Here is a 23,031-nt window from a genome sequence, read left to right as displayed (position 1 = left end):
TTGGAGAGCAACACTCCCCGATACAAAAGAGGTGCCTGTGGAACTCAACGTGAATGGTCAACCCCATGAGATTGATGTGGAAGAGGACATGCCGCTTTTGTGGGTGTTGCGCGACGAGTTGGGAATAAAGGGGCCTAAATACGGCTGCGGCGTCGGGTCTTGCGGGGCTTGTACTGTCCATATTGACGGGGTGGCCGTGCGCTCGTGTCAGACCCTTATTGCCGATGTTGTCGGGCCGGTGACCACCATCGAGGGGCTTGGCACGCCGGAAGCGCTTCATAAAATTCAGGCCGCATGGATCGAGCATCAGGTCGCACAATGCGGCTACTGCCAGTCCGGCCAAATCATGCAGGCCGCTGACCTGCTGGCGGGAAACCCTGCCCCCTCGGATCAAGACATAGATGATGCAATGTCGGGCAATCTGTGTCGCTGCGGCACCTACCCGCGCATCCGCGCTGCGGTCAAATCCGCCGCCAAATCTTTGCAGGAGGGTTAGAATATGGGTCGCCTCAAAACCATCGCACGGCGCAGTTTTCTGATCGGCTCTGCCGCTATTGTGGGCGGCGTCGCCTTCGGGGCTTATGTTGTGCGCAAGCCGCATGATAACCCGCTGGAAGACGGGCTCTCTAAGGGGGCCACGACCTTCAACCCTTGGGTGTTGATTGACGCCGATAAGATCACCCTCATCGCGCCCCACGCCGACAAAGGCCAAGGGGTTCATTCCTCCCAAGCCGCGTTGATTGCCGAGGAACTGGATCTGGATTTCGGACAGTTTGAGGTCAGTTTCGGCCCCCCAAGCCCCGCCTATTGGAACACGGCAGCGGCGAGTGACATGGCCCCGTTTTTGTCCACAGATCACAGCTTCATGGCCGAAACCGCGCGCAGCGGCTTTGGCGCATTAACCAAGGTTTTGGGGATGCAACTGACCGGTGGCTCCAGCACTATTCCCGACAGTTTCGACAAGCTGCGCCAAGCAGGCGCCGTGGCCCGCGAGACATTAAAGCTGGCCGCGTCGCAACAAGAAGGCGTGCCAGTCGCGCAGCTTTCCACAGCCCAAGGCGCAGTTATTTTGCCCGACGGGCGCAAGCTTTCCTACACAGAACTGGCCGCCACGGCAGCACAAATTCCACCCGTAGAAAATGTCGACCTCAGGCCGCCAGAACAGTGGCGCCTAATTGGTAAACCCATGAAACGGCTCGATATTGTTGCCAAGTCCACGGGCACTATGACCTATGGCATTGATCTGGAACTTGATGGCATGCTTCACGCGACCGTCAAGACAAACCCGCGCCAAGGGGCGGCGATGATCGGCTTTGACGCAACGCAAGCCAAAACCATGCGCGGCGTCAAAAAGATCGTTCCAGTCACCAATGGCGTGGCGGTTATCGCCGACAACACATGGCGCGCGATCCAAGCCGCCGAGGCGATTGACTTTGAATGGGCCGACGCCCCCTACCCGCCCGAGCAAGACGCCCATTGGAAGGCGGTCGCGGCCTCTTTCACGCCAGATCACCTAGATAGCGAGTGGCGCAATGACGGCGATATCGCGGCGGCTTTAAGCGATGCGGAAGTGCTCCGCGCCGAGTACCGCGCGCCCTATGTGGCGCACCAACCGCTAGAGCCACTGAACGCGGTGATCCGTGTCACGGACGACAAAGTTGACCTATGGACAGGCCATCAAGCGCCGCGTTTTGCCCAACAACAAGTGGCCGCGATAACTGGTCATGAGCCGGAGCAAATCCACCTCCATAACCAGTTTATCGGCGGCAGTTTTGGTCACCGCCTAGAGATGGAGCATCTCAAACAAGCCGCCGAGATTGCCAGCCAGATGCGTGGCGAAACTGTGCAACTCACCTACTCTCGCGAGGAAGATTTCGCCCATGATTTCCCCCGCCACATTGCCATGGCACGCGGCGAAGGCACAGTAAAAGACGGCCATGTCGAGGGCATCGACCTCAACATCGCATCCGTCTCTTCAACCCGTTCACAGTTGGGTCGCTTAGGCCAGCCCGCACCGGGACCAGATGGCCAGTTGGCGGCAGGCGCGTGGAATAACCCCTATGCAATCAACACCTTCCGCCTGCGCACCTATGCCGTGCCAGAGCTTGCCCCGACCAGCTCGTGGCGCTCCGTTGGGGCCTCAACTGGCGGGTTCTTTTTTGACAGCTTCCTTGACGAGTTGATCCATGAGGCCGGCGCCGACCCGATGGAGGAGCGCATCCGACTGATGAACCACGACGTGTCGCGCAAGGTGTTGGAAGCCGTGGCCGAGATGTCGTCTTGGGGCGGCGAGATGGCCCCTAACAAAGGCCGAGGCGTGGCGTTTGTCGAGAGTTTTGGCGTGGCGACGGCCGAAGTGGTCGAGGTCACAAATACCGAGGACGGCATCCGCATAGATAAGGTCTGGGTGGCAGCAGAAGTCGGGCGCGTGGTCGATCCGGTCAACTTCGAGAACCTCGTACAAGGCGGTGTTATTTTCGGGCTGGGCCACGCGATGAATTGCGAGATCACCTATGCAGACGGCATGGCCGAGCAGGTCAATTTCTGGGATGCGGAGGCCATGCGCCTGTCGCAGTGCCCGGTCATCGAGGTGCGCGGCCTGGAGAACGGCGACGCCATTCGCGGCATCGGAGAGCCGCCCGTGCCACCCGCAGCACCGGCGTTGGCCAACGCAATTTTCGCGGCCACTGGCAAGAGGTTACGCGAAATGCCGTTCAATAAATTCATAGATTTCGCCTAATGGCAGTCAGGCGCTGAACACCTCGGCGCGCAGCCCGCCAATCTGGCAAATCAGCTCCAACGCCTCGCGCGCGCCCTCGCCGTTGCGCAGCGAGGCCATGATGAACGGTCGCCCTGCGCGCATCCGCGCAGCGTCGCGGCGCATGACGTCTAGTGAGGCGCCAACGTGAATGGCCAAGTCGGTTTTATTAATCACCAACACGTCGGATTTGGTAATTGCAGGCCCGCCCTTGCGCGGGATTTCTTCGCCAGCCGCAACGTCAATGACATAGAGCGTCAGATCCGCCAATTCGGGGCTAAATGTGGCGGACAGGTTGTCGCCACCACTCTCGATCATCACCACATCAAGGTCGGGGTGACGGGCTTCCAACTCGGCAATCGCGGCCAGATTAATGCTGGCGTCCTCGCGAATAGCAGTATGCGGGCAGCCGCCGGTCTCGACCCCTAAAATCCGGTCTTGTGGCAAGACCTGCATCCGCACCAGCGCCTCCGCATCTTCTTGCGTGTAGATGTCATTGGTGATCACCGCCACAGATATAGCCGGATACATCAGCGCCGCCAAACGCGCGGTCAAGGTCGTCTTCCCCGCCCCCACTGGGCCGCCGATACCGATGCGCAAAGGGCCGTTTGTCTTGGTCATGATTGGAAAAGCCTCGGCTGTAGGGTTTCATGCTGCATGGCCGAAATATCAGAAAGGAATGTGGTGCTGGAGAGGTCTTCCAAACTATCGCCTAGCGCCGCGTCTGCAACATCGCAGCAAGTTACAGACAGGGCCGCGATTACCTTTTGCCCCTCGGTCTGGCCCAACGGGACCAACCGCACCGCGGCCATAACGATGTTGCTGCTGAAGGCGTGCAAATACATCGCCGCAGTTTGCGCTTTTGGCAGGCCCACCTGTGCGCTGGCCCAGCCCAAAGCCACCGGCAACACCAAATCGGGAAGGTTAATATCTGAGATTTCACGCAATGTTCGGACAAAGGCACGGCCTTGGTGCACGCTTTCACGCAACCGCTCCCGACTGGCCGAGAAAGCGCGCGCAGTGGCATCAATCCGGCTCAAATCCTGTTCGCAACCGGCCCCATAGGCGGCGTAAAGCAAGGTCACATCCGCCCGCCCCGTGCCATCTCGAAGTACATCTTGCAGCCACAATTGCAATGAGGCCGCGTCATTGATCCAGCCTTGGGCGATTGCAGTTTCAACCCCGTGCGAGTAGGCGAAACTGCCTAAAGGGAAGCTGGGCGACAGCCATTGCGTCATGGTTAACAGGTCTAAGTCAGTGCTCATGCGCGCTGGCCCCGTGTTCGTGTGAATGGGTACGCCCGTGGCCATAGGCACCGCCTTCCGGTGTGAAAGGCCGCCTATCTTTCACGCAAATCGCGTTCAAATGACCCAGCATATGCGCAATAACCGGATCATCCCGGATCACCAATTTATCGGCCAATATCTGGCAAGGCGTATGGCGGTTTCCGATATGCCAGGCCAGCCGCGCAAGGTTATCTCCCGAGACCAGCAAAACCGGCTCGGGGGCGGCTATAACTTCAATCAAATCACCGTTGGAAAGCACAAACGCATCGCCCTGTTCCAGCGAAGCCGTATGGGCAAGATCAACGAGGAAAAAATCCCCCGCGTCCGTTTGCAACCGCTTCCGGCGCAAAAACCGCGCGTCATAATCGAGGGTACAGCTCCCCGCCGCACCGGACCACTCACCCGACCTTTGAAACGATTGCGCCAGAACTGGATCAGACATCGTGCCCCTCAAAACATGAAATAGCGCTGCGCCATCGGCAGCTCGGATGCAGGCTCGCAGGTGAGCAATTCCCCATCGGCACGCACCTCGTACGTTTCTGGGTTTACCTCTATTTTTGGCAGCGCATCGTTCAAAATGAGGTCCTTTTTGCCGATGTTTCGCGTATTTTTCACCGCCACTGTTTGCTTGGCCAGCCCCAACGTTTCGCGGATACCATCGGCCTGTGCGGCAGCGCTGACAAAGGTCACCGCACTTTGCTCGACCGCGCGCCCCATCGCCCCGAACATCGGGCGCGAATATACGGGCTGCGGCGTCGGGATAGAGGCGTTCGGATCCCCCATTTGCGCGCAAACAATCATACCGCCCATAAGCACCATCTCGGGCTTCACCCCAAAGAATGCTGGATTCCACAGCACCAGATCGGCGCGCTTACCCTCTTGGATGGAGCCGATTTCGGTGCTGATCCCATGGGCAATCGCGGGGTTGATCGTGTATTTCGCGATATAGCGCCGGACCCTGAAGTTATCGTTCTCGCCGCTCTCCTCAGGCAACCTGCCGCGTTGCTTTTTCATCTTATCGGCAGTCTGCCAAGTGCGCGTTAACACCTCACCAACACGCCCCATCGCCTGACTGTCAGAGGCGATGATGCTGAACGCACCCAAGTCGTGCAAAATATCCTCGGCCGCAATCGTCTCGCGACGGATACGGCTCTCGGCAAAGGCCACATCCTCGGGGATTGATTTGTCCAAATGGTGGCACACCATGAGCATGTCGAGATGTTCCTCCAGCGTGTTGACCGTGAACGGGCGCGTGGGGTTGGTGGAGGAGGGTAACACATTGGCATCACCACATATTTTGATGATGTCAGGCGCGTGCCCACCCCCTGCTCCCTCGGTGTGGAAGGCGTGGATCGTGCGGCCCTTCATGGCGTCCACCGTATGCTCGACAAAGCCGGATTCATTGAGCGTATCGGTGTGGATCATCACCTGCACATCCATATCATCGGCCACCGACAGGCAGCAGTCAATCGCCGCTGGCGTCGTGCCCCAATCCTCGTGAAGTTTCAACGCGCAGGCCCCTGCATTCACCATCTCGACCAGCGCTTCGGGCTGTGACGCATTGCCCTTGCCTGACAGCCCAATGTTCATCGGAACGGCATCAACAGACTGCAACATTCGCCCGATATGCCAAGGCCCCGGCGTGCAAGTCGTGGCCAAAGTGCCATGCGCGGGCCCCGTGCCGCCGCCCAGCATCGTGGTGACGCCCGAATGTAGCGCGTCTTCCATCTGTTGCGGGCAAATAAAGTGGATATGGCTGTCAAAACCGCCCGCCGTCAGGATGCGCCCCTCGCCTGCGATAACTTCGGTTCCGGGGCCGACGATGATATCAACGCCCGATTGCGTATCGGGGTTTCCGGCCTTGCCGATCTTGTGAATACGCCCGCCCCGCAGGCCCACGTCGGCCTTATAGATACCGCTGTGATCCACGATCAGCGCATTGGTAATGACCGTATCAACCGCACCGCCAGAGCGTGGCACCTGACTTTGGCCCATGCCGTCGCGGATCACCTTGCCGCCGCCGAATTTTACCTCCTCGCCGTAGGTGGTCAGGTCGCGCTCGACCTCAATGATCAGGTCAGTATCGGCCAGCCGAACACGGTCACCCGTGGTCGGACCAAACATTGCAGCATAGTCAGAGCGTTTGATTTGAGTAGGCATCAAAGGTCTCCCATCACGGCAGCGTTAAAGCCAAATATGCGCCGCGCCCCGCCGATCGGGATCAACGTCACCTCGCGGCGCTGCCCCGGCTCGAACCGCACCGCCGTACCGGCGGCAATATCAAGGCGCTGGCCACGCGCTACGGCGCGGTCAAATTCCAACGCGGGGTTGCTTTCGGCAAAGTGGTAATGGCTGCCAACCTGCACCGGGCGGTCGCCAGTATTGGCAACCATCAACACGGTTTGAGGGCACTCGGCGTTCAATGTCAGATGGCCGTCAGCGGGGAAAATCTCTCCGGGGATCATATGCGCCTCCTATCGAATTGGGCTGTGAACGGTGACCAGTTTGGTCCCGTCGGGAAAGGTTGCTTCGACCTGAACCTCATGGATCATTTCGGGAATTCCCTCCATGCATTGCGCACGGGTGAGGACCTGCGCCCCCGCCTCCATCATATCCGCGACCGAGCGCCCGTCACGCGCCCCCTCGACCACCGCATCGGTGATCAGCGCGATGGCTTCCGGGTGGTTCAACTTCACCCCCCGCGCCAACCGTTTTCGCGCGACCTCGGCGGCCATTGCCACCAGAAGCTTGTCTTTTTCACGAGGGGTCAGTTGCATAGGTCATAGCCTCCAGCAGGCAGGAAGGGCGTCATTCGACAGCCGCTCAATAAGAGGGATAAGGTGTTGGCGTAGAACAAAACTATCTTGTGCTACAAGGCGAATGGAAAGAACATCATCGGCCAGCAAACTCGCGCCGCCAAGTGTAGTCAGATGCGCCCTGACCGCCTCAAGGTGGCGCGGCGCATCGGGCGCGATATAGACAAGACTGGCCATCACATTGGCCCCTTGCCCCGTCGCCAATCGCGCTAAATGCTGCGCAGCATTACCGTGCAACCGCACCCCATCCAGATAGATCGGCTTCCCGTCCCGATACACCGAAATACGGTCGCGAAACTCGATGTCATGCAACGTTTCGCCCATAGCCGTGCGGCCAAAGACAAGCGGCTCAACCAGCAGAGCCTTCGCCGTTTTCTCCAGCGTAACAGCCAACCTCCGACGCAGCCTGCTGCCCTCAAACAAGATCAACTCTTGTGGCAACCAGTGAAGCTCCGCTCCGGCCTCAACTGTAATCTCGGCTTCAACCCGCCCGACCTCATGTGGTTGGGCGCGATAGGCCCGCTCAGCGGCTTGGGTGGTGATGGACATGGTGCTGCCTTGACCAACCCGCGCGCTTAGCGAGAGCCTGTCGCCCCCCGTCACCCCGCCCGCGGTATTGATCAAAACCGCATTTAAATTGGCGCGCGCGCGCGGGAACAATAGGCGCATGCACCCCGCCTGATGCAACCCGCCCAAAACACTGCGCCCTTGGTAAAGCTTGCTCGACAGCTCCGCCCGGCCAAGTGCACGAGGTTGTTTCATGTAAGTCCCATCAAGCATCGTAGTCCGGCTCGCCATTCTCGTCGTTCGCGGGGATAAAACCACTCATTTATGCTGACCGCCAGCCCCTGCCTCTTCGCCAGTTGCTGGCAGGCGCAAACCGATTAATTACTAAGCACCCGAAGCCAAACAGTGCATTAATTGAGCAACATTCCATCAGCATTGCCCTGCCCTGCTTGCACCGGAAAGCGACCCACGCGCCGCATCTGCCCGCGTTGCGAGTTTTACCTTTCCTGAAAACGCGCTTTTTAATATGTTGTAGGCTGATAGCGATCAGGCTAGCAAACGGTGATTATTCCAAAAAAGGCGACACTTCCGTGAAAATGCGCGACACCTTCATCAAGCCGATGCACCCCGAGGGGCGCAAGTTCGTCGCTATTTTTGCTGCGATAACGGCTGTTCTTTTCCTGATTTGGGCCCCGTTGGGCTGGATCGGAGTGATCCTAACCATCTGGTGTTACTACTTCTTTCGAGACCCGAAGCGCGCGACACCGATGCGCGACGGGTTAATCATCAGCCCCGCAGACGGGGTTGTCTCCCTCATCGAGAAAGCGGTCCCCCCTGCGGAATTGGGCATGTCTGATGCCCCCCTTACACGGGTTAGCGTTTTCATGAGCGTCTTCAATTGCCACGTAAACCGCGCCCCGATCGAAGGCAAAATCACCGCCATCGCCTACCGGCCGGGCAAATTTCTGAATGCGTCGCTGGATAAAGCCAGCTCTGACAACGAGCGCAACAGCCTGTGCATCGAGATGACTGACGGACGCCAAATCGCGGTTGTCCAAATCGCCGGACTTGTTGCGCGGCGCATCGTCAGCTTCGTCTCTGAGGGCGACACCCTGCGCACCGGCGAGCGTTTCGGGCTGATCCGTTTCGGCTCTCGGTTGGACGTCTATTTGCCCGATGGCGTGTCACCACTGGTAGATCTGGGGCAAACCATGATCGCCGGAGAGAGCGTGCTGGCCGACCTTACCTCCGCCGAAGCCGCACGCTCCGCGCGGACGGATTGAGCTATGCCCTTTCGCGCAAGTGACAAGAAACCCAATGTAAAAGTCATAAATTTACTTCCAAATTTGTTGACAATCTTGGCCATTTGCGCGGGAATTACGGCCATTCGGTTTGGCTACCAAGGCAACTACGAGACCGCTGTGCGGCTGATCCTTCTGGCTTGTGTTCTGGATGGGTTGGACGGGCGGCTTGCACGGCTGTTGAACTGCCCTACCCCGGTCGGAGCCGAGCTGGATTCGCTTGCGGATTTTGTCAACTTTGGCGTGGCCCCGGTATTGTTGCTCCATAGCTGGGCCTTGCAAGATTTCAGCGGTGCCGGATGGATGGCGGTTCTGAGCTATACGATTTGCTGCGTGCTCCGGCTGGCGCGCTTTAACGTGGACAGCCGACGTGATGATCCCGATGCCGACGACAGCTTTTTCACCGGCGTGCCGTCACCTGCGGGGGCAGTTTTGGTTATGCTTCCGATGTTTGTCTCGTTCCTGTTCTCCGACCTGCCAATTGCCCCCCCTGCCTTCATCACCGCCTATATTTTCGGTATTGGCCTTTTGATGATCAGCCGGGTGCCGACCTACTCGTTCAAGAACAGCTCAATCGCAGCCGGATACGCAAAATTCTTGCTGCTCGCGGCCGTGCTTCTCGCGGCGGCACTGTTCACATACCTCTGGGCGACGCTTGTCTTGATGACGGCGATCTACGTCGCCAGCCTCCTCCGGGCATTCCAACTGTCCCTGAGGTCTAAGTAGCGCCGGAGTCTTTGGCCCCTTAGGTGATTGCCGCAGATATAAATTTTCTGCCGCTTGGACCTGCCACGGTTTAGTGTCGCCTCAGGTTCTCGCTTAAGCCACCTTCCGTTCAAGGGTTGCCATTTTCCAGCCGGACGGAAGGGTGCGGATAGCTCACCACCGTCTCCGCGCCGGATTTGAAATCCCGGACCTCGATGTTGGCAAAAGTGAGCGTGGTCGCCCCGCCCTCGACCCGCTTCAACCGCGTGCCATCCGCGCCATAGGTATAGCTGGTGGCCTGCCCCTGATAGAGCACCGACAACGGCCGGTTCTCGCCGTCATAGGTCATCACCTTGCCAGCCATGCCAGCCAGCATATTGCCATTGGCGTCATAGGTCAGATTGGTCGTGCCGACCTTATGTGGCGCGTGGGGGTGGTTGGCGTTGGCCGCGTTATAGAGGTAGGCGCCAACGTCCGACTTGGCCATGATAGAGCCTGCGCGGTTATAGCTGAACCTGCGGGTGAAGCCCTCGGCCCACGTGGTCCCGGAGCAGGCATCAAGTGGTTTTCTGTGACACCTGCTGAATCAGATGAGCAACGGGAGGTGCTGATGGAACGGTTTGATCCAAACTATTGGCAAGCGGGTCGGTGGTGAATTTGTAGGTGAGTGATATGGCAGGAGTCTCGAGGATTTGGAGGAACGAGTGAGCTGTGGCGCAGCTAAAATTTAGGTGCGAGAAACCGGCTCATTTCATTCAAGGCGTTGATCTAAAGCAATTAATTTGACTGAAGCATCAAAATCACTCGAACACACACCTAAATAGTTGGCTCATCGGCGCTCCAAAAACTCAGCGTGTACTCGTCATCTACGAAGGCCACTTTAAAAACACGCTTTGGAAATGATCGGTCCAAGCTCGTTTGCAATGCGAGCAGGTGAGCTTGAGCAAACGCGTTCAACGCATCATCGCTCAATAAATCTACACTTTGGTAGCAGTCTAGTAGATGGCGGTGATTTAAAACTTTCTCTATATCAAACTTTGGAATAGACTTATTTTTTGTCCACTTAGAAACTCTATCAAAATTTGAAGATTCGCCTAATCCGTCATCATAAGTAGTTATCCCATCAATTTCTACAAATGATGGAAAAATTGATTGGCAGAACTCAAGCAACACTTGCGCCCCCACAGTTACATCCAAAAACGTAGTCCTTGAGGGCACAACCCCACTACTCTCCAAACGAAACCTCTCATACGCTTCAGATCTTCCTTTATACTCGAGCGGTGAGATAATGGGGGCTTTCATCGTGGTTTTAGTATTTCCCATGAATAGGCCCTTCTCAGGAAAACTTCCTGCATTCGCTTATAACTAACTCGACCATTGGTATGTGATGTGTAGCCAAATTTATGCACATGCGGTGTCTTCACATTACCATGAGCGGCTCCGGTCAAGTCAACTCTTTTTGCGATCCGTCCACTTCCGTCGTATTTCGCGTAGCTAGTTACCTTTCCGTTAGCGGATTTGTAGAATGTGCTATTCGGTAATTGGCCAAAATGAGGGTACTTACCCGCCCGGCCCTTGCCTTTTGTACCTCGTAGCACCCTTCAATGACCAAGACCGAGTGGGGGCTTGAAACGTAGAGTTTGGTGAATATCGTGCACCCGGCAACGCTGCCGTCGAATTGTAGTACTTGCCTCGCCCCGCAGAGAATGGACCTGGAGGGTGTCGTAATATCAAGTACGGCGCGCTGGTCACACAGTTCCCGCTGCGACACCCCTGTGTTACTTCGACATCTGAGTACCTACCAAAACTTGGCCCCCAATAGCCTCGCCCAGTCGCATTGTTGAAATCGGAATAAGCTAGCGTCCCCCCATTTTGATACGCCGCATACTGATACGCCTGCGCATCTGATTGGCCACTATTTGATCCTCCACCGGAACCACCAAAAAAACCACTAGCGTCCTCTTTGAATTCGCCCCAAGAGTAGTTCCCCCCCGGATCGCTCAAATTAACCGGATCATTCCCCGAATACGCATACCGATTGGTCCCGACACCCGCCTGCGTCACCTCGAACCAATCCGGCTGCAAAAACAGCCCCAATGCCGGGTCGTAGTAGCGCGCGTTTAGGTATTGCAGCCCGGCCCCCGCGTCGAACCGCTCGCCGATCCAGCCTTTGCTCTCGGGCAGGGCCGTGGCGCTTTCGCCGTCTAAGAACATCTCGCCGAACGGCTTATAAACCCGCCGACTTTCCTGCGCGCCAAGGGCATCCGTGATCAGCCGGATCGAGCCAATGTGGTCGCGGTGCAGGTAGCTTGGGTTGCCATTTTCCAGCCGGACCGAGGCGTGCGGATAGCTCACCACCGTCTCCGCGCCGGATTTGAAATTCCGGACCTCGATGTCGCTATTCGAAGATGTTTTCGAATTCGCTCAAGCCGACACTATGAGCCCGGATTGAGCCATGCAGAAGTGTGGCTCGGATCGTAACAATCCCAAACTTTTCCGAACTAAAATCAAACGAAAAAGTACCGACCGGTACAATGTCTTCGTAGCAAATGACGTCTAAGAGCTTATATTTATCGGCTTTTTCCCAAACCCTGAGGAACTCTTCGACTGCATGGTCATCATTCAACTCGGACAACGCAGACTGCCAAACTTCGATCCTACGAGAGCCGTCTCGCAGTAGTTCTTCCACATTCTTGACAACCTCTTGATTTGAAGCTCGTTCAGAGCATCTGTAGGGAACCCTCTCATCAACCATAGATAAATTTGGTTCAATACAACCAGCCAACAAAGGCAGCAAAGGCAGCAAAGGCAGCAAAGGCAGCAAAGGCAGCAAAGGCAAGATCTTAATACGCATACGCAATCCTATGAAAATCAATCCCTCCAAAGTTAGTTGCTGCCCTTTTCCCATAGCTCATCAAACTGTCATGTCTGATTTGGTGTCCAAGCCCCATCCAATGACCTATTTCATGGGCAATCACCCGGTTTGGCCGTCTACTGCGAAAACTTGGATCTATATGTATCTCATTTCGGTGCCTATAGCCACGAGCTGTACGTGTTCCAGTAGCTATATACTTGGCTGTGTGAGGCGAGGTAGAACTCTCAATGATAGTAAGTTCGCATATTTTGGGCTGAACACTTCACGTAATTTCAGATCTAAACAACGCGAACCCGCGCAATGCCCATTTAGTTTTTTAATTGCTCCGGGCACCAAATTTCCACAGAAACTTGCACTACCCTCGCACATGTAAGTTGCACGCACCCTAATAATAGCCCCTCCTTTGATAATTTTTATACCAGCAGATCGGTTTGGGAAAACTTCATTCCTAATATTTTAAGCAACAGAACTAGAGTCTACTTCATCGGATATCTGACGGTTGCGATATTGATTGAAGGTTTCCTCACTCCCCCGTGTCCAACCACTTCCCTCCCTCTCTATTCTCGCCGTTATGGGGTAGATTGGTCACGCCGACCGGATATCATGCTGAATTCGCAACATGATATCCTAATCCGATTTGTGCAACAAAACCGATAAGTGCCTAAATGAAACATTGCTTACCTCATTACCCTCCCCCGCGAGGTGTTGGAAAAAGGACAGAATAGTTACAACAGCCGCAGGCCCCCCCTCAATTAGGAACCTAACGCCATCCAAATTCATGGAGAAAATTAAGATGGATAAACTGGCCGCGTAAGACCATCAAAGTCATCCAAAGACACAACAAATAGTGGAGGAAACTCGGGGCGCGGCTCATCGGCAGTAAGATAGGGTGGCCCCTTGAAACCTTGCGGGCACTCCCTGAGCAGCGGGATGTCGCAGTCACATACGGGTTTAAAGCAAAGTGTGAACTATTCCTTGGTACTTAGGTGTCAGCAATGATCACGCAAGGATGGATAGAAAGAGGCTCAGGCCCCACCAGTTGGCGCTCTAAGCAATTGAAGAATAAATATAATCAATGATTTTGGTGCCCAGGAGAGGACTCGAACCTCCACGTCCATACAGACACCAGCACCTGAAGCTGGCGCGTCTACCATTCCGCCACCTGGGCAGGTGTCGTGAGCGCGGGATTAATTGGGGCGACCACGAGTGTCAACGAGATTCGGGGCCAGAATGGAATGTTTGTTACGAATTAATCGCAGACAGACCTAGAAGCGACGAAATGCGCCTTGTCTGGCGAATTCTGGCTCGGTAAACCCTATGCAGCCAGCTTTGAAGGGAAACACCATGTCGAAACTCGTTACCATCTACGGCGGATCAGGGTTTGTCGGGCGCTACATCGCGCGCCGCATGGCCAAAGAAGGCTGGAGGGTCCGCGTTGCTGTTCGGCGGCCTAATGAGGCTATATTTGTCAAACCCTATGGTGCGGTTGGGCAGGTTGAGCCGATTTTATGCAATATCCGCGATGATGCCTCGGTGCGCGCGGCGATGCATGGCGCCGATGCCGTCGTGAATTGCGTAGGTATACTGGCCCCATCCGGGAAAAACAGCTTTGATGCGGTGCATCATGAAGGCGCCGAGCGTGTTGCACGGTGCGCAACCGATGAGGGCGTTGCTCAATTGGTGCATATCTCGGCCATCGGTGCCGATGAAGACAGCGATAGCGCCTACGCACAAAGCAAAGCACTGGGGGAGAGCGCTATCCTTGAGCACTTCCCACAAGCTGTCATTTTGCGCCCCTCCGTCGTATTCGGCGTCGAGGATGCGTTCTTTAACCGCTTTGCGTTTATGTCTCGCTTTGGCCCTGTCCTTCCGGTTATCGGTGCGGATACAAAGTTTCAGCCCATCCATGTCGATGACATCGCGCAGGCTGCCGTCAAAGGGGCACTTGGGCTTGCCGATGCCGGAATTTACGAGCTGGGCGGCCCCGATGTCGCCTCCCTTCGTGACTGGGTGCAAAAAACACTGAGCATCGTGCGTCGTCGGCGCTTGATTGTGAATATCCCGTTTTTTGTTGGGCGGCTTATGGGCGGGTCCTTTGATATTGTAAAAGCGATGACTGGCGGGCTTGTTTGCGGCCCGGCAACCAAAGATCAGGTGTTAAACCTCGCCAAGGACAATATTGTATCGGATGACGCAAAGGGGCTTGCTGATTTAGGGATTAGCCCGACCTCAGTCGACGCGGTTTTGCCAGAGTATCTGTGGCGGTTCCGCTCAGGTGGCCAGTATGACGCGATTATGGAATCGGCGCAGAACTTGCGGGCAGATCACAAGTAGACATAGCCCAAAAGCGCTAGGCCCAGGAAAATACGATAGATCACGTAGGGGGTGAAGCTGACCGACGTTAGCAGCCTCATCATCAGTGAGAGCGCCAAAAGGGCCGCGCCAAATGATAACACAGCAGCGATGGCACTGTCTTTTGCCAGCGCCATATCTGCATCAGCCACAACTTCTACGCCAAGCACCAATCCGGACGCGATAATCGTCGGGATAGACATGAGCATAGCCAGTTTCGCTGCGTCTTCGCGCGCATAGCCCAGATGGCGCGCCCCTGAAATCGTCGCCCCCGAGCGAGAGGTCCCCGGTATAAGGGCTGCGGCCTGCCATAACCCCATGATCAGCGCGTCTTTCACGGTCCAGTCTTGTGCAACTTTGGATGTGGTCCCCTTTTGGTCGGCCCAATAAAGAACCAAGCCAAATATAAGCATCGTCCATCCAATCAGCGCCACGGATCGCAGCGCCTCATCCAAGCCAGTAAGCTTGAGAATGAGACCAAACAAAAGGACCGGCGCAGTAGCTATGCCAAGGTAAAGCGCTAACCTTGCCCCTTGAGTGTCAACCTTACCCTGCATCAAACGACCGGTTCCTGCGGCAGCGATTTTGACATCCTTCCAGAAGTACAAGACAACCGCAAAAAGGGTGCCCACATGGACAGCCGTATCAATGGCTTGGCCTTGGTCATCCAGCCCGGTTAAGTTGGGCAATAGTATCAAGTGCCCCGATGAGGAAACCGGCAAGAATTCTGTCAGCCCTTGGATCAAAGCGACTAGGATTAAGTGAAAGAGTGACATCGCATACCCACGTCTCGAATCAATTTTTCCCAACCTAAACTCAGGGAATTAAATGAGAAGCGGTTAAATGGGTAACTTATTCTTACCTATTTAACCGCTCACCCCCCTGAAATCCCTCAAGGTGGGCATAAAAATGTGATAATAGGTCAGTCTTTATGACTTTTATTTACTCAACAGTCCGATTAAACAAGCCATTCAAATTGGGAGACTTGAAATGGCTAAGCAGCCGATGTTGCAATTCGTGAAAATAGATCGGGACATGCCGGAGAAACGGCCACCGAACTTACGCGCTCAAGATTTCGATGAGATCTATTCAGAGTTCGCAGCTGAAAAGGCCGCGGTGCAAGCCAGCCGTTGCAGCCAATGTGGCGTGCCTTATTGCCAGTCGCATTGTCCGCTGCACAATAACATCCCCGATTGGTTGCGCATGACCGCTCAGGGCCGCTTAAAAGAAGCCTATGAGATCAGCCAAGCGACAAATACATTCCCCGAAATTTGTGGCCGCATCTGTCCCCAAGATCGCCTGTGCGAAGGCAATTGCGTGATTGAACAATCAGGCCATGGCACAGTCACTATTGGCTCGGTTGAGAAATACATCACTGATACCGCTTGGGAAAACGGGTGGGTAAAGCCCGCCTCCCCAAAGCACGAGCGCGCCGAAAGCGTTGGGATCATTGGCGGCGGCCCCGGTGGGCTGGCGGCGGCTGACATGCTGCGGCGCCAAGGCGTGCAAGTCACCGTCTACGAGCGGAACGACCGCGCCGGTGGCTTGCTGACCTACGGCATTCCCGGCTTCAAGCTGGAAAAGGACGTTGTGATGAAACGCGTCGGCCAGTTGGAGCAAGGCGGCGTCACGTTCAAGTTGAACTGTGCAATCGGAGAGGATGTCTCCTTCGCGGAGTTGCAGAAAACGCATGACGCTATCTTGATTGCGACGGGCGTCTACAAGTCCCGCGACCTGAAAGCTCCGGGATCCGGTGCCAAGGGCATTGTGCGGGCGCTCGACTTCCTGACGGCGTCAAATCGCAAAAGCTTTGGGGATGCGGTGCCAGAATTTGACAGCGGCGAGTTGAATGCTGAAGGCAAACGCGTTGTTGTCATTGGTGGCGGCGACACGGCGATGGACTGTGTTCGCACGTCTATTCGCCAAGGGGCGACTTCAGTGAAATGTCTCTACCGTCGCGATAAGGCAAACATGCCCGGCTCGCAGCGCGAAGTCGCGAACGCAGAAGAAGAAGGCGTCGAATTTGTGTGGCTCGCGGCCCCCAAAGGCTTCAAAGGCGATAGTGTTGAGGGTGTCTTGGTCTCCCAAATGCGCCTTGGTGCGCCGGATGCCTCTGGCCGCCAAAGCCCTGAAATCATTGACGGGGCCGACTATATTGAGGATGCCGATATCGTCATCATGGCCTTGGGGTTTCAACCAGAAGCCATACCAACCCTGTGGGACGTGCCCGAATTGGAAGTGACCCGCTGGGGCACAATCAAGGCCGATTTCCAGACCCATGAGACATCTTTGCCGGGGGTTTACGCCTGTGGTGATATTCAACGTGGCGCAAGCCTAGTTGTTTGGGCTATTCGTGATGGGCGCGAAGCTGCAGAGGCGATCTTGGATCAAATCAACGCAGCGGCGCAGGTAGCTGCCGAGTGATCTATGTCCGATCAAAAGAAACTGCTGGAGTTCAAACTTCTGCACGACAAACATCCGCTGCGGATCGAAGCCGCACCGGGAGAGAAGTCACGTTTGATCGTCAGCTTCACCAGCGTGGGCCAAGAGCGCGATCAATGGCCACCAAAAGAATTCGTCGGGCTGGCCTCTCAGAATGGGCGCAACCATGTGATCTGCATCACCGATATTTCACGGTGTTGGATGAACGCCAACGGAATGGCCAATCTGATCGTGACCAAGATCAGCGACTACGTGTTGGAGCACAAGATAACCAACGTCATGGCTATTGGCACCAGCATGGGCGCGTACAACGCGCTGATTTTGGGCCGAAAAATACCCTTGTCGCGGATTATATGCTTCACGCCACAGTACTCGGTTCACCCCGATGTGCTACCAGAAGAGAAGCGCTGGCGGTTTTTTCGAAAGAAGATTACCAACTGGCCGCACAAGCAAATGAACAAGCTGCCGAAGGCACCAGTGCCGATCTATATGTTCCATGGCGACACGCCAGACGAGCGGATGCATTGGGAGCGGTTCCCGACAGCCCCCAACTTGAAACATTACATCTTCGCAGGCGCGGACCACAATTTTGTTGGCAACCTAAAGGGCGCGAATACATTGCGCAAAATCGTGCTGGCCGCGATCAACAACCGGCCTGGCCGAATGAGCAAAGTGGTGCAACGCGCGGGCGGAATGCGGCGCGAGGACTACGCCGAGTTTGCTATGGCAGAGGCCCATTTCAAAAAACGCAGCAAGCCCAAGCGGCCTGCATCACTGGGCGTCTAAGACTGTTAAACAGTGAACCCGATTACACATCGGACCTCTGTTGGGCGCATCGCCCGACCCAATCAATAAAAACTTCCCCAATAAGGAGCCTATAACATGACCGAATTTGACCAAGATTGGGTAGCTCGCGAGGAAGAAAAACGCCGCTGGATGGCGGAGAACTCGCTGTACCGCGATGAGGACGAGCACGCCTCTTGTGGGGTGGGCCTTGTTGTTGCGATTGACGGCAAGAAATCCCGCAAGGTTGTGGAAAACGGCATCAACGCGCTGAAGGCCATTTGGCACCGTGGCGCGGTAGATGCAGATGGCAAAACCGGCGATGGCGCCGGCATCCATGTGCAAATTCCGGTCAAGTTTTTCTATGATCAGATCGAGCGCACGGGCCATAAGCCCAACATGGATCAGTTGATCGCCGTCGGTCAGGTGTTCTTGCCGCGCACCGATCACGGGGCGCAAGAAACCTGCCGGACCATCATTGAAACCGAAGTTTTGCGGATGGGATACTACATCTATGGGTGGCGCCATGTTCCCGTTGATACCAGCTGTCTTGGCGAAAAGGCCAACGCGACACGGCCGGAGATTGAGCAAATTCTCATCTCCAATTCCAAGGGCATGGATGAGGAAGAATTTGAGCGCGATCTCTATGTCATCCGTCGTCGCATTGAAAAAGCAGCCTTGGCCGCGCAGGTGCCACAACTGTATATTGCCTCGCTGTCTTGCCGCTCGATCATCTACAAAGGCATGATGCTGGCCGAGCAGGTCGCGGAGTTCTATCCCGACCTGATGGACGAGCGGTTCGAAAGCGCATTTGCGATTTACCATCAACGCTATTCGACCAACACCTTCCCGCAATGGTGGTTGGCCCAACCGTTTCGCATGTTGGCTCATAACGGCGAGATCAACACGCTAAAGGGCAATCTGAACTGGATGAAATCGCACGAGATCCGCATGGCTTCGGCGGCTTTTGAGGACCGTGCAGATGACATCAAGCCGATCGTGTCCGGTGGATCATCCGATTCCGCCGCATTGGACGCGGTGTTTGAGGTTCTGGTGCGCGCTGGTCGCTCTGCCCCGATGGCGAAAACCATGTTGGTGCCAGAATCATGGTCCAAGCAGGCGGTTGAGATGCCGAAACCTTGGCAGGACATGTACTCCTACTGCAACTCGGTCATCGAGCCGTGGGATGGCCCCGCCGCTTTGGCGATGACTGATGGCCGTTGGGTCTGTGCGGGTCTGGACCGCAACGGCTTGCGCCCGATGCGCTATGCGGTGACGGGTGACGGGCTGCTCATTGCTGGCTCCGAGACCGGAATGGTGCCGTTTGACGAGGCGACCGTGCGCGAGAAAGGCGCACTTGGGCCGGGTCAAATGATCGGCGTCCACATGGGCAAAGGCAAACTGTTCCACGACGAAGAGTTGAAGGACAAAATGGCCAAGGCGCTGCCGTTTGGCGAATGGGTCGGGAAAATCACCGATCTGGACGAGATCACGCGCGATGTCGAAGAACAGCCGCTGTTTACCGGCGCCGAGCTGCGTAAGCGGCAAATTGCAGCCGGGTATTCACTAGAAGAGCTTGAGCAAGTTCTGGCCCCGATGGCGGAAGATGGCAAAGAAACTCTGGCGTCGATGGGCGATGACACCCCCTCGGCGGTGTTGTCGAAAAAGTACCGCCCGTTGAGCCACTTTTTTCGCCAAAACTTCTCTCAGGTAACCAACCCGCCGATCGACAGCCTGCGTGAATTTCGTGTGATGAGCTTGAAAACCCGCTTCGGGAACCTGAAAAATGTGCTGGATGAGGATTCATCCCAGACCGAAATTTTAGTCCTCGATAGCCCCTTCATTGGCAATGCTCAGTTTGAAAAACTGGTCGACCAGTTCAACGCTGACATGGTGACAATTGATTGCACCTTCCCTGCGGACGGAGGCCAAGGCGCGCTCCATGATGCACTGGCACGTATCCGCGATGAGGTAGAAGACGCTGTTCGCTCTGGTGCCGGACACATTGTGCTGACCGATCAAAATCAGGGCGAAGATCATGTGGCCATGCCAATGATCCTTGCGACGTCTGCGGTGCACAGTTGGTTGACGCGCAAAGGGTTGCGGACGTTCTGCTCGCTCAATGTGCGCAGCGCGGAATGCATTGACCCGCATTACTTCGCGGTGTTGATCGGCTGTGGCGCGACCACGGTTAACGCCTATTTGGCCGAAGATTCACTGGCAGATCGCATCGAGCGTGGGCTGCTGGAAGGGACGCTGACGCAAATTGTTGCCAACTACCGTAAGGCGATTGATCAAGGCCTGTTGAAAATCATGGCGAAGATGGGGATCTCGGTGATCTCGTCTTATCGCGGTGGTTTGAACTTTGAGGCCGTGGGCCTCTCGCGCGCTATGGTTGCGGAATTTTTCCCCGGTATGCAGTCCCGAATTTCAGGGATTGGCGTATCTGGCATCCAAACCAAAGTCGCCGAAGTGCATACGGCTGGCTGGCGTGAGGGCACAGATATCTTGCCGATCGGGGGCTTTTACAAAGCCCGCCGCTCAGGCGAAAAGCACGCTTGGGAAGCGCAAACTATGCATATGTTGCAGGCTGCGTGCACGAACGCCAGCTATGACATGTGGAAGCAATACAGCCGCACAATGCAGGCGAACCCACCTATCCATTTGCGTGATTTGCTGGACATCAAGCCGATGGGCAAAGCCATTTCTGTGGACGAGGTTGAGTCTATCACCGCGATCCGCAAACGGTTCGTGACGCCGGGCATGTCACTGGGTGCGCTGTCACCCGAGGCACATAAAATGCTCAGTGTGGCCATGAACCGGATTGGCGCGAAGTCAGACAGTGGCGAGGGCGGCGAAGACCCCAAGCATTTCGTGCCAGAACCGAACGGTGACAACCCCTCTGCGAAAATCAAACAGGTGGCATCTGGGCGGTTTGGCGTCACGGCAGAATACCTGAACCACTGCGAGGAACTTGAAATCAAGGTGGCACAAGGGGCAAAACCTGGCGAGGGTGGGCAACTACCCGGCATGAAGGTAACCGACCTTATTGCACGGCTGCGGCTATCAACCAAAGGGGTCACGCTGATCTCGCCACCGCCCCACCACGACATCTATTCGATCGAGGATTTGGCGCAGCTGATCTACGACCTCAAGCAAATCAACCCGCGCTGCAAGGTGACGGTGAAGCTGGTCGCCGCCTCAGGCGTTGGCACGATTGCGGCTGGCGTAGCGAAAGCCAAGGCTGACATCATCTTGATTTCTGGCCATAATGGCGGCACGGCTGCATCTCCTGCGACGTCCATTAAACACGCGGGCCTTCCGTGGGAAATGGGTCTAACCGAGGCACATCAAGTCTTGGCAATGAACAACCTGCGCGAGCGGGTCACTCTGCGCACCGATGGTGGGCTGCGCACCGGACGCGACATTGTTATGGCCGCAATGATGGGGGCAGAGGAATACGGCATTGGCACTGCGGCACTGATTGCCATGGGTTGCATCATGGTGCGACAGTGCCAGTCAAATACTTGCCCTGTGGGTGTCTGCACTCAAGACGAAGATCTGCGGGCTAAATTCACCGGGACTGCGGATAAAGTGGTGAATCTGATCACCTTCTACGCACAGGAAGTCCGCGAAATTCTGGCCTCTATCGGCGCACGCTCGTTGGACGAAGTAATCGGACGCGCGGACTTGTTAACACAGGTTTCGCGTGGCTCTGCTCATCTGGATGACTTAGATTTGAACCCGCTTTTGATCACCGTCGATGGCGCAGATCGCATCGTGTACGACCGCGAAAAAGCCCGCAATCCGGTGCCTGATACGTTAGACGCGCAGATTGTGAATGACGCACAGCCGTTCTTCAAAGACGGTGAGAAAATGCAGCTGTCTTATGCGGTACAAAACACCTTGCGCTCTATCGGCACACGGGCCTCATCGCACATCGTGCAACGCTTTGGGATGCGCAATGATCTGCAACCCGACCACTTAACGGTCAAACTGTCAGGCTCTGCTGGACAATCTTTAGGGGCCTTCGCGGCACCGGGATTGAAGCTCGAAGTCTTTGGTGACGCCAACGACTACGTGGGCAAAGGATTGTCTGGCGGGCGCATCGTAGTGCGCCCTGCCCAAAATAGCCCGTTGAAGGCGGATGACAACACGATCATCGGCAATACTGTGCTTTATGGCGCAACCAATGGCTACCTGTTTGCCGCCGGGCGCGCTGGTGAGCGGTTCGGTGTGCGAAACTCTGGCGCGACAACTGTGATCGAGGGCTGCGGCACCAATGGCTGCGAATACATGACGGGTGGTGTGGCTGTTATTCTCGGCTCCATCGGAGCCAACTTTGGCGCAGGTATGACCGGCGGCATGGCTTATCTATATGATCCTGACGGCTTATCGGCACCATTGATGAACATGGAAACATTGGTGACCTGCCCGGTCACTGTTGATCACTGGGAACGGCACCTTAAGGGCCTGATCGAAGAACACCTGAGTGAGACCGGCAGCGTCAAAGCGGCTCAAATATTGCAAGATTGGGACATTGAGAAGGAAAACTTCTTGCAGATTTGCCCGAAAGAAATGCTTGTCCATATCCCTGTGCCACTAAGCCATGAAGAAGCGGCCATTCCTGCGGAGTAAAGCCACACGGGCAACCCCTAACTACCTCGGTCGTTATTGAAGCCGCGAGAACCGAACGTGAAAAGGTAATTCGTCTTCGGTGCGGCCTAAATGATGACCACATCGGAGAGGCGAACATCACTGGCTGGTTTTTAGGAGATGTATTGAACCGCCCCCTATAGAGTTCCGAGCGGTTAACGTGTGACTGGACTTGCCGCACAAAAATTTGGGTCTGTTAGCTCATGTTCGGCAGCCTTTGGTTCGAATGCCAAGGGGTTGAGAAATCCTGATCCAGCAGATTAGGCGCAATATTGAAGCGGTGATTGCTGTCAGTCGTGACTTTATGCTTGCGGGTTCGGACAACCTTGATCGCGTTCTCAGGCATCAACCGACCGACCCGACGGTGTCCGACTGGCGGGCCCAGGTCTCTCAACTTTTCCGTCATGCGTGGGCGCCCATAACTTTGTAGGCTGAGCCGATGCTGCTCACGAACATGGGCCAAAAGCACCTTACCGTCCCGTTGGGTTTGGCTGATCGGTCGCGTTCGCCAAGCACGGAAGCCACGAGTGAGGTGGCCCTAGATTTGTAG

The 23,031-nt window shown here is 55.9% G+C and carries 22 protein-coding genes, 1 tRNA gene and 1 pseudogene; 8 read left to right on the top strand and 16 right to left on the bottom strand.

Features of this window, described 5'->3' with window-relative positions:
* Nucleotides 1-37: 37 nt before the first annotated feature.
* The gene (locus tag AC3Y7R_RS15210) at nucleotides 38-496 is read left to right on the top strand and encodes a (2Fe-2S)-binding protein (protein ID WP_490042914.1); all 459 of its coding nucleotides are present in this window, start codon (nucleotides 38-40) and stop codon (nucleotides 494-496) included.
* Nucleotides 497-499: 3 nt separating this feature from the next.
* Nucleotides 500-2,740 carry a xanthine dehydrogenase family protein molybdopterin-binding subunit gene (locus AC3Y7R_RS15205; RefSeq protein WP_490042913.1) on the top strand — a complete coding sequence of 747 codons (2,241 nt, stop codon included), beginning with the start codon at nucleotides 500-502 and terminating at the stop codon, nucleotides 2,738-2,740.
* Nucleotides 2,741-2,746: 6 nt separating this feature from the next.
* Here AC3Y7R_RS15205 and ureG read toward each other — a convergent pair whose 3' ends face one another.
* Genes ureG through AC3Y7R_RS15170 form a run of 7 tightly spaced genes read right to left on the bottom strand, consistent with a single transcriptional unit; the run spans nucleotide 2,747 to nucleotide 7,622 of the window.
* Entirely contained in the window at nucleotides 2,747-3,379 is a 633-nt protein-coding gene (gene ureG / locus AC3Y7R_RS15200) for an urease accessory protein UreG (RefSeq protein ID WP_490042912.1), read from the bottom strand.
* Nucleotides 3,376-4,023 carry an urease accessory protein UreF gene (locus tag AC3Y7R_RS15195; protein ID WP_490042911.1) on the bottom strand — a complete coding sequence of 216 codons (648 nt, stop codon included), beginning with the start codon at nucleotides 4,021-4,023 and terminating at the stop codon, nucleotides 3,376-3,378. The genes ureG and AC3Y7R_RS15195 overlap by 4 nt, the downstream gene beginning before the upstream one ends.
* Nucleotides 4,013-4,486, bottom strand: coding sequence for an urease accessory protein UreE (locus tag AC3Y7R_RS15190; RefSeq protein ID WP_490042910.1), 474 nt, complete (start codon nucleotides 4,484-4,486; stop codon nucleotides 4,013-4,015). Before AC3Y7R_RS15190 ends, AC3Y7R_RS15195 begins: the two co-directional genes overlap by 11 nt.
* Before the next feature lie 8 nt (nucleotides 4,487-4,494).
* Nucleotides 4,495-6,204, bottom strand: coding sequence for an urease subunit alpha (gene ureC, locus AC3Y7R_RS15185; protein WP_490042909.1), 1,710 nt, complete (start codon nucleotides 6,202-6,204; stop codon nucleotides 4,495-4,497).
* Nucleotides 6,204-6,509 (bottom strand): urease subunit beta, encoded by a 306-nt coding sequence (locus tag AC3Y7R_RS15180; RefSeq protein ID WP_490042908.1) that lies wholly within the window; start codon nucleotides 6,507-6,509, stop codon nucleotides 6,204-6,206. The genes ureC and AC3Y7R_RS15180 overlap by 1 nt, the downstream gene beginning before the upstream one ends.
* Before the next feature lie 9 nt (nucleotides 6,510-6,518).
* Nucleotides 6,519-6,821, bottom strand: a complete 303-nt coding sequence (locus AC3Y7R_RS15175; RefSeq protein WP_490042907.1) for an urease subunit gamma — start codon at nucleotides 6,819-6,821, stop codon at nucleotides 6,519-6,521.
* Between the two features lie 3 nt (nucleotides 6,822-6,824).
* Nucleotides 6,825-7,622 carry an urease accessory protein UreD gene (locus tag AC3Y7R_RS15170; protein ID WP_490042906.1) on the bottom strand — a complete coding sequence of 266 codons (798 nt, stop codon included), beginning with the start codon at nucleotides 7,620-7,622 and terminating at the stop codon, nucleotides 6,825-6,827.
* A gap of 341 nt (nucleotides 7,623-7,963) precedes the next feature.
* Here AC3Y7R_RS15170 and AC3Y7R_RS15165 point away from each other — a divergent pair, with 341 nt between their 5' ends.
* Nucleotides 7,964-8,650 (top strand): phosphatidylserine decarboxylase, encoded by a 687-nt coding sequence (locus tag AC3Y7R_RS15165; protein WP_490042964.1) that lies wholly within the window; start codon nucleotides 7,964-7,966, stop codon nucleotides 8,648-8,650.
* Nucleotides 8,651-8,653: 3 nt separating this feature from the next.
* Nucleotides 8,654-9,394 (top strand): CDP-diacylglycerol--serine O-phosphatidyltransferase, encoded by a 741-nt coding sequence (pssA, locus tag AC3Y7R_RS15160; RefSeq protein WP_490042905.1) that lies wholly within the window; start codon nucleotides 8,654-8,656, stop codon nucleotides 9,392-9,394.
* Nucleotides 9,395-9,503: 109 nt separating this feature from the next.
* On the opposite strand, the gene AC3Y7R_RS15155 is transcribed toward pssA, so the two are convergent.
* The 7 genes from AC3Y7R_RS15155 to AC3Y7R_RS15125 all read right to left on the bottom strand — a co-directional run bounded on the left by AC3Y7R_RS15155 (nucleotide 9,504) and on the right by AC3Y7R_RS15125 (nucleotide 13,416).
* Complete coding sequence (locus AC3Y7R_RS15155; RefSeq protein ID WP_490042904.1) at nucleotides 9,504-9,860, bottom strand: hypothetical protein; 357 nt, start codon at nucleotides 9,858-9,860, stop codon at nucleotides 9,504-9,506.
* Nucleotides 9,861-10,189: 329 nt separating this feature from the next.
* Complete coding sequence (locus tag AC3Y7R_RS15150; RefSeq protein WP_490042903.1) at nucleotides 10,190-10,696, bottom strand: hypothetical protein; 507 nt, start codon at nucleotides 10,694-10,696, stop codon at nucleotides 10,190-10,192.
* Nucleotides 10,672-10,971, bottom strand: a complete 300-nt coding sequence (locus AC3Y7R_RS15145; RefSeq protein WP_490042902.1) for a polymorphic toxin type 24 domain-containing protein — start codon at nucleotides 10,969-10,971, stop codon at nucleotides 10,672-10,674. Before AC3Y7R_RS15145 ends, AC3Y7R_RS15150 begins: the two co-directional genes overlap by 25 nt.
* On the bottom strand, nucleotides 10,934-11,728 hold the full coding sequence (locus AC3Y7R_RS15140; protein WP_490042901.1) for an RHS repeat-associated core domain-containing protein: 795 nt from the start codon (nucleotides 11,726-11,728) through the stop codon (nucleotides 10,934-10,936). The genes AC3Y7R_RS15145 and AC3Y7R_RS15140 overlap by 38 nt, the downstream gene beginning before the upstream one ends.
* A 43-nt stretch (nucleotides 11,729-11,771) precedes the next feature.
* Nucleotides 11,772-12,227 (bottom strand): hypothetical protein, encoded by a 456-nt coding sequence (locus AC3Y7R_RS15135; protein WP_490042900.1) that lies wholly within the window; start codon nucleotides 12,225-12,227, stop codon nucleotides 11,772-11,774.
* The gene (locus tag AC3Y7R_RS15130; protein ID WP_490042899.1) at nucleotides 12,217-12,351 is read right to left on the bottom strand and encodes a hypothetical protein; all 135 of its coding nucleotides are present in this window, start codon (nucleotides 12,349-12,351) and stop codon (nucleotides 12,217-12,219) included. Before AC3Y7R_RS15130 ends, AC3Y7R_RS15135 begins: the two co-directional genes overlap by 11 nt.
* 979 nt (nucleotides 12,352-13,330) lie before the next feature.
* A tRNA-Leu gene (locus AC3Y7R_RS15125) sits at nucleotides 13,331-13,416 on the bottom strand.
* Between the two features lie 176 nt (nucleotides 13,417-13,592).
* Between AC3Y7R_RS15125 and AC3Y7R_RS15120 the strand changes: the two genes are divergently transcribed.
* Nucleotides 13,593-14,582, top strand: coding sequence for a complex I NDUFA9 subunit family protein (locus AC3Y7R_RS15120; RefSeq protein ID WP_490042898.1), 990 nt, complete (start codon nucleotides 13,593-13,595; stop codon nucleotides 14,580-14,582).
* On the opposite strand, the gene AC3Y7R_RS15115 is transcribed toward AC3Y7R_RS15120, so the two are convergent.
* Nucleotides 14,573-15,376, bottom strand: coding sequence for an undecaprenyl-diphosphate phosphatase (locus AC3Y7R_RS15115; RefSeq protein WP_490042897.1), 804 nt, complete (start codon nucleotides 15,374-15,376; stop codon nucleotides 14,573-14,575). The two genes, AC3Y7R_RS15120 and AC3Y7R_RS15115, sit on opposite strands and share 10 nt — an antisense overlap.
* Before the next feature lie 214 nt (nucleotides 15,377-15,590).
* Between AC3Y7R_RS15115 and AC3Y7R_RS15110 the strand changes: the two genes are divergently transcribed.
* From AC3Y7R_RS15110 to gltB, 3 genes are all read left to right on the top strand, one after another.
* A complete protein-coding gene (locus tag AC3Y7R_RS15110) occupies nucleotides 15,591-17,024 on the top strand; it encodes an NAD(P)-dependent oxidoreductase (RefSeq protein WP_490042896.1) in 1,434 nt (477 codons plus the stop codon).
* 3 nt (nucleotides 17,025-17,027) lie between these two features.
* Complete coding sequence (locus AC3Y7R_RS15105; RefSeq protein ID WP_490042895.1) at nucleotides 17,028-17,828, top strand: alpha/beta hydrolase; 801 nt, start codon at nucleotides 17,028-17,030, stop codon at nucleotides 17,826-17,828.
* Nucleotides 17,829-17,924: 96 nt separating this feature from the next.
* The gene (gltB, locus tag AC3Y7R_RS15100; RefSeq protein ID WP_490042894.1) at nucleotides 17,925-22,463 is read left to right on the top strand and encodes a glutamate synthase large subunit; all 4,539 of its coding nucleotides are present in this window, start codon (nucleotides 17,925-17,927) and stop codon (nucleotides 22,461-22,463) included.
* Nucleotides 22,464-22,719: 256 nt separating this feature from the next.
* On the opposite strand, the pseudogene AC3Y7R_RS15095 reads toward gltB, so the two are convergent.
* Nucleotides 22,720-23,019: pseudogene (locus AC3Y7R_RS15095) on the bottom strand (IS3 family transposase); the annotation flags it as partial.
* Between the last annotated feature and the right edge of the window lie 12 nt (nucleotides 23,020-23,031).

Source organism: Litoreibacter sp., from assembly GCF_058136045.1.
The sequence above is the reverse complement of the archived record's forward strand: the minus strand, read 5'-3'. Positions and strand labels throughout refer to the sequence as shown.

Coding starts and splice junctions, on each gene's coding strand:
- AC3Y7R_RS15205 (WP_490042913.1), top strand. CDS start 500: ATGGGTCGCCTCAAAACCATCGCACGGCGCAGTTTTCTGATCGGCTCT.
- ureG (WP_490042912.1), bottom strand. CDS start 3,379: ATGACCAAGACAAACGGCCCTTTGCGCATCGGTATCGGCGGCCCAGTG.
- AC3Y7R_RS15195 (WP_490042911.1), bottom strand. CDS start 4,023: ATGAGCACTGACTTAGACCTGTTAACCATGACGCAATGGCTGTCGCCC.
- AC3Y7R_RS15190 (WP_490042910.1), bottom strand. CDS start 4,486: ATGTCTGATCCAGTTCTGGCGCAATCGTTTCAAAGGTCGGGTGAGTGG.
- ureC (WP_490042909.1), bottom strand. CDS start 6,204: ATGCCTACTCAAATCAAACGCTCTGACTATGCTGCAATGTTTGGTCCG.
- AC3Y7R_RS15180 (WP_490042908.1), bottom strand. CDS start 6,509: ATGATCCCCGGAGAGATTTTCCCCGCTGACGGCCATCTGACATTGAAC.
- AC3Y7R_RS15175 (WP_490042907.1), bottom strand. CDS start 6,821: ATGCAACTGACCCCTCGTGAAAAAGACAAGCTTCTGGTGGCAATGGCC.
- AC3Y7R_RS15170 (WP_490042906.1), bottom strand. CDS start 7,622: ATGAAACAACCTCGTGCACTTGGCCGGGCGGAGCTGTCGAGCAAGCTT.
- AC3Y7R_RS15165 (WP_490042964.1), top strand. CDS start 7,964: ATGCGCGACACCTTCATCAAGCCGATGCACCCCGAGGGGCGCAAGTTC.
- pssA (WP_490042905.1), top strand. CDS start 8,654: ATGCCCTTTCGCGCAAGTGACAAGAAACCCAATGTAAAAGTCATAAAT.
- AC3Y7R_RS15155 (WP_490042904.1), bottom strand. CDS start 9,860: ATGGCCAAGTCGGACGTTGGCGCCTACCTCTATAACGCGGCCAACGCC.
- AC3Y7R_RS15150 (WP_490042903.1), bottom strand. CDS start 10,696: ATGGGAAATACTAAAACCACGATGAAAGCCCCCATTATCTCACCGCTC.
- AC3Y7R_RS15135 (WP_490042900.1), bottom strand. CDS start 12,227: ATGCGTATTAAGATCTTGCCTTTGCTGCCTTTGCTGCCTTTGCTGCCT.
- AC3Y7R_RS15120 (WP_490042898.1), top strand. CDS start 13,593: ATGTCGAAACTCGTTACCATCTACGGCGGATCAGGGTTTGTCGGGCGC.
- AC3Y7R_RS15115 (WP_490042897.1), bottom strand. CDS start 15,376: ATGTCACTCTTTCACTTAATCCTAGTCGCTTTGATCCAAGGGCTGACA.
- AC3Y7R_RS15110 (WP_490042896.1), top strand. CDS start 15,591: ATGGCTAAGCAGCCGATGTTGCAATTCGTGAAAATAGATCGGGACATG.
- AC3Y7R_RS15105 (WP_490042895.1), top strand. CDS start 17,028: ATGTCCGATCAAAAGAAACTGCTGGAGTTCAAACTTCTGCACGACAAA.
- gltB (WP_490042894.1), top strand. CDS start 17,925: ATGACCGAATTTGACCAAGATTGGGTAGCTCGCGAGGAAGAAAAACGC.